Below are 7,727 nucleotides of genomic sequence, written 5' to 3'. Positions count from 1 at the left end.
TACTCACCCGTCCGCCGCTAAGTCATCCCCGAAGGAATAACTCCGCTCGACTTGCATGTATTAGGCACGCCGCCAGCGTTCGTCCTGAGCCAGGATCAAACTCTCCATAAAGGTAGTTCGACTTGCTCATTACTTTGTATTGCTTTAGTCAGAAGCCGAAGCTTCTTAACTGGCAGTTTCGCTCGTTGTTCAGTTTTCAAAGAACAATCTTTCTTTCGTGTCCGGCGTGTGTTTCTCTCGGCCGGAATTAGAATATACCATGGCCTATATAACTTGGTCAAGCTTTTTTATAAACTTTTTTAAAAAGATTATGATATTCGTTAAAACGGCCTTCTAATTGCTTTCTCCACAGCACATTTTAACTTTTTGCCACAAACGGCATTTTATACGATATGGCCGATGTCAGTCAATACTGGTTTTAACAACTATATAGTAGGAAAACAATAAACGGCTGTCGAATAGATTCGCATATACTAATTCGTATCGTTAATAAGGAGGACACGGGCAATGACATCAGAGGAATTTGATCAGCTTCGCATCAAGCTGCCCCAATGGGTAGAGGAAAGTCGCCGCCATGGCACGGAAGGCAAGGTGGCCTCCTATATCCCAGAGCTATCCAAGGCTCCTATAGAAGCACTTGGCATTCATATTCTTGATGGACAAGGACGCTCTATATCGGCTGGCGATTGCGGTCTATCATTTACCATGCAGAGCATCTCCAAAATATTCACGCTCATCTTGGCACTGCTCGATAACGGCGAAGAGGCGGTGTTCAGCAAAGTAGGCATGGAGCCTACCGGAGACAACTTCAACTCGATGCTTAAGCTCGAGCTCGTACAGCCCGGAATCCCATTCAACCCGCTTATTAATGCAGGAGCAATCGCTATATCGTCATTAATTGCAGGAGAACATTCACTAGACAAGTCTGCCCGCGTGCTTCATTTCTTCCGAATGCTAGCCGGTAACGAAACGCTCGATTACGACTATGACGTATACCGTTCCGAATCGGAGACGGCTAACTTGAATCGATCCATGGCGTATCTGCTGAAGGATAACGGTGTGCTTAATGGCGAAGTAGAGGATGTGCTTGACGTTTACTTCCGGCATTGCTCGATCAGCGTAACCTGTGCCGACTTGGCGAGCATGGCTCTCGTGTTGGCAAGTGACGGCGTAAATCCGCGAACAGGAAAACAGTTGATTCCGCGGCGTTACGTTCAAATCGCCAAAACGTTCATGACGACATGCGGCATGTACAATGCATCCGGCGAATTCGCGATTCAAGTCGGGCTGCCTGCGAAGAGCGGCGTGTCAGGCGGCATTCTGACCATCGTGCCTGGGAAATACGGCATCGGGCTCGTCGGCCCGTCACTTAATCGCAAAGGAAACAGCATCGCTGGCGTGGACTTGCTTCAGAAGATGTCGCAGCATTTTGACTGGAGCTTGTTCTAACCCATCATGGAATAGAAGAAGGCTGCCGACAAGGACTAGATTACGTCCAGCATGTCGGCAGCCTTCTATTCATTTAGCGGTACGGTCGATAAGCTTAACATTTTTGCTAAGGACAAAAAATTGCTCCGCCTTCTCTCGATGCTCATCGGTAATCTGACCGCTGATCGCCTTATAGGCAATCAATACTGCGGTAGCATCGTCTACGAAACCCGCAACAGGAATGAAGTCGGGAATAAGATCGATAGGCATGATCCAATAGGCAAGCGCACCTATCGCAGTCACCTTAGCCGATAACGGCGTCTTCGCATCGACCGAGCAGTAATACAGTGTGACGACCTCCTTGGCAAAAGGCACTTTAGCCGCATGTCGCTTCACCTTCGCCCAGAAGCCTTCCTCTACGTATTTGACCTGCTTATCGTGATCGCCGATTTTGCCGACCCACTTATTCACGTCAACCTCACTAGGCGAAACCGTCCCCGTCGCCTCTCCTTGAAGCGTCTCTTCGAGCTCGCTCGTCGATACCTCATAAGGAACCGCTTCTTCAACCAGTTTGCTGCCGCAATACGCGCATCCTTCAGTCAGCACCTTGTCCGTATCTACCTCATTGCTTCTTCCGCATTCCAAACATTCTATTGTTGTCATGACGTCGCCTCCTAATGAAACCCTCTCTCCAACCACTTCTTTCTTCTTACACTGTTATACTTGGAAATCATCGTGAAGTTTCATTCTTAATCGACAATACTTAAGCGTCAAAGGCAAGAGCCGTCCTTTCATGCAAAAAACCGCCATATAGGCGGTTAAGTCAAGTATATCGGGCATATGAACAAATGCCAGCTCTCGTTCAAACACTCGTATTTTCGAATAAGTAATACATAATAGTTCCCGCAGCCTGCTTGACCGACAATAAGTCAGAGCTGAGACGGATATCAGGATTGCTAGGAGGCTCATAGGGTGAGGAAATACCCGTAAAATGAGCAATCTCATTCGCTCTCGCTTTTCTATATAGACCCTTCGGGTCGCGTTGCTCGCATACAGCAAGCGGGCAATCCGCGTACACCTCGACGAACTCGCCTTCCTCGAACATCGATTTTGCCATATCACGATCCGCTTTTATCGGGGATACGAGCGCAACAATGACGAGTGCGCCAGCCTGGACGAGCAGCTTCGCTACTTCGGCCGTACGGCGCACATTTTCGCTTCGATCCTTGGCGCTGAAGCCTAAATCTTTGTTGAGCCCTGTCCTCAAATTGTCGCCGTCCAGCACGATGCTATAAATATGGCGCTCATAAAGCATCGTATTCAGCTCGTTCGCGATCGAAGACTTGCCAGAACCTGATAGCCCGGTTATCCATATGACGCCGCTCATATGTCCAAATCTGCGATTGTACAGCTCCTTCGTAACATTGTAACTATGCCACTTGATATGGTCGTCTCGTTCGGCCACTCTCTCCTATTCCTCCCTACTCTAGCTCACGTCCTGCAATATTCAGCTGCTACGCCATAGTATGGCAAGCGCTTCTCTATCGATTGTACGTATGCTGATTTGGAGTTTAATAGGCGAGAACAGAAGGCCGAGTTAAAGCTAGGAATGTGCGCCGCTTAATACGGTGCTGTCCAGTTGTCCATTGAAGAGTTTGCTATAGAACCCTTTATTGGCTAGCAGTTCATCATGGGATCCGATCTCTGTCAAAGCACCGTCCTGCAGCACGACGATTTTGTCGGCTTGCTGGATCGTATTCAAACGATGGGCAATCACGAAGCTGGTGCGTCCTTGCATAAGGCGCTGCAGCGCTTCTTGAATTTTGATTTCCGTAACGGTATCGATGCTGCTTGTCGCTTCATCAAGCAGGAGTATAGACGGATCGGCCAGTATCGCTCTAGCAATGGCGAGTAACTGCTTCTGACCTTGGCTTATCCCGCTGCCATCGAGCTTAAGCAGTGCATCGTAGCCGCCGCGAAGTCTTGTAATAAAAGAATGCGCGTTAGCAAGCTTCGCTGCCTGTTCAATCTCCTCGTCGGTTGCGTCCAGCCTTCCGTAACGAATATTGTCGCGCACCGTTCCCTCGAATAAAAACGGATCCTGCAGTACGAACGCCATATGCGAGCGCAGGCTCTCGCGCGTACAGCTGTTCGTATCGCGGCCGTCGATCATAATCCGGCCGCCGCTCGGTTCATAGAATCGGCACAGCAGCTGAATTAACGTTGTTTTGCCAGCTCCGGTCGGACCAACTAACGCAATCGTCTCTCCTGGCGAAGCTTTGAAGCTCACCTCTCTAAGCGTCTGAGCTCCCTCTCCATAGGAGAATGATACGCGATCGAAAGAGATGTCGCCTTTCACAATGTCGAGGACGGCTGCTTCGCCTTCGTCCTTGCACTCTTCTTCCTCGTCGAGTACGTCGAACACCCGCTCCGCGCCCGCAATGGCCGACAGCAGTGTGTTCCATTGGTTAGCCAAATCGTTAAGCGGTCTTGTGAACTGCCTCGCATATTCGGCGAAAATAATAATGACGCCCACCGAAATCGAGCCTTGCAGAGCAAGAATCGCTCCAACGCCGGCAACGATAGCAAAACTTAGATTGTTGAGCGCGTTCATCAGCTTCGGAATGAAGCCTGAAATCGTCTGAGCCCAGAAACCAGACACCCGTATCCGTTCATTGCGGATGCGGAAGGAGGATATGACGTTCTGCTCCTGTGAGAACGCCTTGACGATACGCTGACCGGAGAGCGTTTCTTCTATATAACCATTGAGATCGCCAAGATTGCGCTGCTGCGACTTGAACAGCTTGCTCGTCTGGTTCGTGATCCACTTCATTCCGTACACCATTAGCGGAACGATAAGGAAAGTCAGCAGCGTAAGCAGCGGGCTAAGCGACAGCATGACGGATACCGTTCCAATGAGCAGCAATACGCTGGACAGCAATTGAATAACCGAGCTGTTAAGCGAAGAGCTGACATTCTCGATGTCATTCGTCACGCGGCTCATCAGTTCGCCTTGCTGACGCTTAGCGAAATAAGGAATCGGCAACCGGTGCAGTTGATTGAACAACAGAACACGCATCTGGTAGACGGTCTTCTGCGAAATCGTAATCATCCATATGCTTTGCAGCCACATCGTTAAGGAATGCATGCCGTATACCACTGCCATAAGTGCGAGGAAAGTGATAAACCCGCTGTCGCGATCGATGAGGAATCGGTCAACGGCCTTCCCCGCCAAATACGGGCCAAGCAGCGATAATGCCGAGCTTAGCACGACCATTGCCACAACAGCAGATAATCGGCCTTTATATTGCATCAGATAGCCGCCCATTCGCTTCAGCGTGAGTGAGGCGTTACGGGCACGCGGCTTCTTCTTCGGCGCTTCCGCCTTGTCTCCGGCTCCGGTCTTAGCCTCAGCCGCTCGTTCGGGTCGTTCGTATTGGAATGGCCGCTTCAATTGGTTAAGCATTGGACACGCCCTCCTTCCCGAACTGCGATTCAAAGATTCGCCGATACAGATTAGAACCATTCAATAATTGCTCATGCGTGCCTTGAGCGAGAAGCCTACCGTCATCAAGCAGCAATACGGTATCGGCGCCTATCGTTGTGCTTATTTTTTGCGTGATAAGGAACGTTGTGCAATGCATCTGCTTAAGAGCAGCGAGAAGCCTCGCTTCCGTCTGAACATCGAGCGCACTCGTACTATCGTCAAGAAGCAGAATGACCGGCTGCCGCACAAGCGCGCGGGCAATCGTAAGCCGCTGCTTCTGCCCACCGGACAAATTAACGCCCTTCTGGCCGACGATAGTCTCATATTGCAAAGGCAGCTTCATGATGGTGTCGTGAATTTGTGCCAGCTTAGCCGCCTGTTCAATTTCTTCCTGGGTGGCATCTTCCTTACCCCAGCGAATATTGTCGGCAACAGTACCGGTAAACAGCATAATATCTTGCGGCACATATCCGATCTGACCGCGAAGCTGGGTTAGCTTCAGCTGCCGATTATCGATACCATCTAGACGAATAATACCTTCATCCAAATCGTACAGCCTCGGAATGAGCTGCATAAGCGACGTTTTGCCGGAACCGGTCGCACCCATAATCGCTACTGTGTCGCCTGCCTTCGCCTCGAACGTAATCGCTTCCAATACATGCTCGCCCGTATCCGGGTAGCGGAAGGAAACCCCTTCGAACGAAACGTCTCCCGCTCTAAGCCTTGCCTCCTTATCGCTCTCTTCCGTATCGAGCAGATCGATGTCGGTCATCAGCACCTCTTCCACGCGCTGAGCCGATGCCCTGGCGCGCGAGAAGTTCACAATAATCATCGAGAGAATCGACAACGCGCCCGTCGTCCGCATCGCATAGTTGACGATTGCGACAACCTCGCCGACGCTCGCTCCGCTTCGGTCCAGCTCGAAACGTCCGAACCACAGTACAGTCAACACGCATGTATTCATAACGAGCAATATAATCGGCATCGTTGTCTCGGTCAGCCTCATCGCAGCGACTGTCTTCTCCATTAGCCGCTCGCTCGAGGAGGCGAATCTGGTCGCTTCATGCTTCATTCGAACGAACACGCGTATGAGCCGCATGCCGCTTAAATTTTGCTGCATCACGCCGTTCACCCCGTCAAGCTGCTGCTGCACGGAGCGAAACAGCTTCTCGCCCCTTTGCAACACCCATACGAGAAATACGCCTAGAAACGGTATGCCTGCCGCGAGGAACAACGCCAGCTTCGGATGCACGATGAATGCCATCACTACACTGCCGATAACGAGCAGAGGTGCGCGAAGCATGATCCGCAGTCCCATGAACACCGTATTCTGAAGCTGCATCACATCATTCGTTAACCGCGTAATAAGCGAGGACTCCGGAAAACGATTGAAATTCGCAAAAGAAAACGATTGCACTTTCTCGTATAACCGCTCTCTCACGTCAAAGCCGAAGCTTTGGCTGACATGGGACGCATAAAACGAGCTTACAATACCGACGCCGAAAGCAATGACCGAGCATCCAACCAGTACCCCACCCCACTGAAGAACGACTGTCATATTGTCGTTGCCAATGCCTTTATCTATGATTTTGGATATAATGAACGGCTGGATTAACTCGACCATAAGCTCCGTCAACATAAGCAAGAGCGCCACAGCTGTCGCTGCCTTATACTTTTGCAAAAAAGAGAACATTGTACGCATTCCTGCACCTCCCGCTTTCATGCTGCTCTTCCTATTATATCGATTTATGCGCGAATTGGCATTTATAAAAATCACGCAACGAGGAAAACTCCTACCCGTCGATGCGAATAGGAGCTTCTATTATCCGTCACAATGCCGCCTTAGTTGCTGCGGGCGTCCTCATAGAATACACGGAACAAAATATCTTGATTGTAATTGCCGAAGCCTTTGCCGTACAAGGTTAGACCGCCGACATGAGCAGCTTCATCCTTCACTCCTATGCTGAACGTCCAAAAGTTACGGTCAAGGCCAATCTCTCCGATCGACATATCGGACATATGCTGGCCGTCTATTAACGTGCCGTCCTCCTGAATGCGAATCACCTTGAGCAGCCCGTATTGATTCACGCTGTCCAGCCACCAAGATGGCGTATATCGCCCTCTTACGTCACCGTAATCGCCGGGGCTTGTCCAGGTGCCCATGTCTTTGCCGTTCAATTCAAAGTATATGTCGGAAGGATAGTTCTCATTAATGCCAGGCGCTTCCGACCCGATCTCAAGCACAATCTCAAGCGCCAACGGCTTCTGACCCGGCAGCAAATAATTCGGCACTTTGTACTCGACGAAACCTTTGCCGAACCAAAGAATGCCTGCGTTCATGCGCTCCGGCTCGAGGAAGAAGCGCGGATCGTCATATTGACCGATCGTCTTGTCAACCGTAGCGATACCGCATGTCGGATGTACCTCGAACTGCGTATAATGTCCGACGGGCACGCTAATCTCATGCATTTTCTTCACATCGGGGATCGGATGAGGCAGCTCGATCGCAATCGTTCTTTCGGCAAGCGAGCAAATTTTGTGCGTGCCGCCATCCTTTCGGACCATTTTCGTATGGACTAGCCCCGCCTTCTCCAGCTTCTTCACATGCATCGTTACGATGGCGCTGCTTAGTCCGAGCGATTCGGCAAGCTCTTTCACGTTCATCGGTTTACTCGACAACAGATTAATGATAGATAAGCGCACTTGGCTCGCTAACGCTTCATATAATGGAAGCCATTCCGAATCGGTATTTGCATGAATCATTTGTTTGGATCGCCTCCTTCTTCCATTATACAAGCGTAAACGGCTGTCG

At 50.4% G+C, this 7,727-nt stretch carries 6 protein-coding genes and 1 rRNA gene; 1 reads left to right on the top strand and 6 read right to left on the bottom strand.

All coding sequences use genetic code 11. The annotated features are described in order from the left end of the window. Nucleotides 1-111 (bottom strand): 16S ribosomal RNA (locus AC1DF0_RS11390); the annotation flags it as partial. Between the two features lie 396 nt (nt 112-507). Here AC1DF0_RS11390 and glsA point away from each other — a divergent pair. After that, nucleotides 508-1,449, top strand: coding sequence for a glutaminase A (gene glsA / locus AC1DF0_RS11385; protein ID WP_442050376.1), 942 nt, complete (start codon nt 508-510; stop codon nt 1,447-1,449). A 69-nt stretch (nt 1,450-1,518) separates the two neighbouring features. On the opposite strand, the gene AC1DF0_RS11380 is transcribed toward glsA, so the two are convergent. From AC1DF0_RS11380 to AC1DF0_RS11360, 5 genes are all read right to left on the bottom strand, one after another. Then, nucleotides 1,519-2,091, bottom strand: a complete 573-nt coding sequence (locus AC1DF0_RS11380; protein ID WP_442050375.1) for a YkvA family protein — start codon at nt 2,089-2,091, stop codon at nt 1,519-1,521. A gap of 199 nt (nt 2,092-2,290) precedes the next feature. After that, complete coding sequence (gene cysC, locus AC1DF0_RS11375) at nt 2,291-2,893, bottom strand: adenylyl-sulfate kinase (protein ID WP_442050374.1); 603 nt, start codon at nt 2,891-2,893, stop codon at nt 2,291-2,293. Nucleotides 2,894-3,031: 138 nt separating this feature from the next. Then, the gene (locus AC1DF0_RS11370) at nt 3,032-4,894 is read right to left on the bottom strand and encodes an ABC transporter ATP-binding protein (protein ID WP_477573978.1); all 1,863 of its coding nucleotides are present in this window, start codon (nt 4,892-4,894) and stop codon (nt 3,032-3,034) included. After that, nucleotides 4,887-6,617, bottom strand: a complete 1,731-nt coding sequence (locus AC1DF0_RS11365; protein ID WP_477573977.1) for an ABC transporter ATP-binding protein — start codon at nt 6,615-6,617, stop codon at nt 4,887-4,889. Before AC1DF0_RS11365 ends, AC1DF0_RS11370 begins: the two co-directional genes overlap by 8 nt. Nucleotides 6,618-6,757: 140 nt before the next feature. Further along, a complete protein-coding gene (locus AC1DF0_RS11360; protein ID WP_442050371.1) occupies nt 6,758-7,678 on the bottom strand; it encodes an ArsR/SmtB family transcription factor in 921 nt (306 codons plus the stop codon). Nucleotides 7,679-7,727: the final 49 nt, after the last annotated feature.

This window comes from Paenibacillus sp. 05T425 (genome assembly GCF_056396205.1).
The sequence above is the reverse complement of the archived record's forward strand: the minus strand, read 5'-3'. Positions and strand labels throughout refer to the sequence as shown.

Excerpts from the sequence above, each read along its gene's own strand:
- AC1DF0_RS11365 (WP_477573977.1), bottom strand. The coding sequence starts at position 6,617 with ATGCGTACAATGTTCTCTTTTTTGCAAAAGTATAAGGCAGCGACAGCT.
- AC1DF0_RS11360 (WP_442050371.1), bottom strand. The coding sequence starts at position 7,678 with ATGATTCATGCAAATACCGATTCGGAATGGCTTCCATTATATGAAGCG.
- AC1DF0_RS11370 (WP_477573978.1), bottom strand. The coding sequence starts at position 4,894 with ATGCTTAACCAATTGAAGCGGCCATTCCAATACGAACGACCCGAACGA.
- AC1DF0_RS11380 (WP_442050375.1), bottom strand. The coding sequence starts at position 2,091 with ATGACAACAATAGAATGTTTGGAATGCGGAAGAAGCAATGAGGTAGAT.
- glsA (WP_442050376.1), top strand. The coding sequence starts at position 508 with ATGACATCAGAGGAATTTGATCAGCTTCGCATCAAGCTGCCCCAATGG.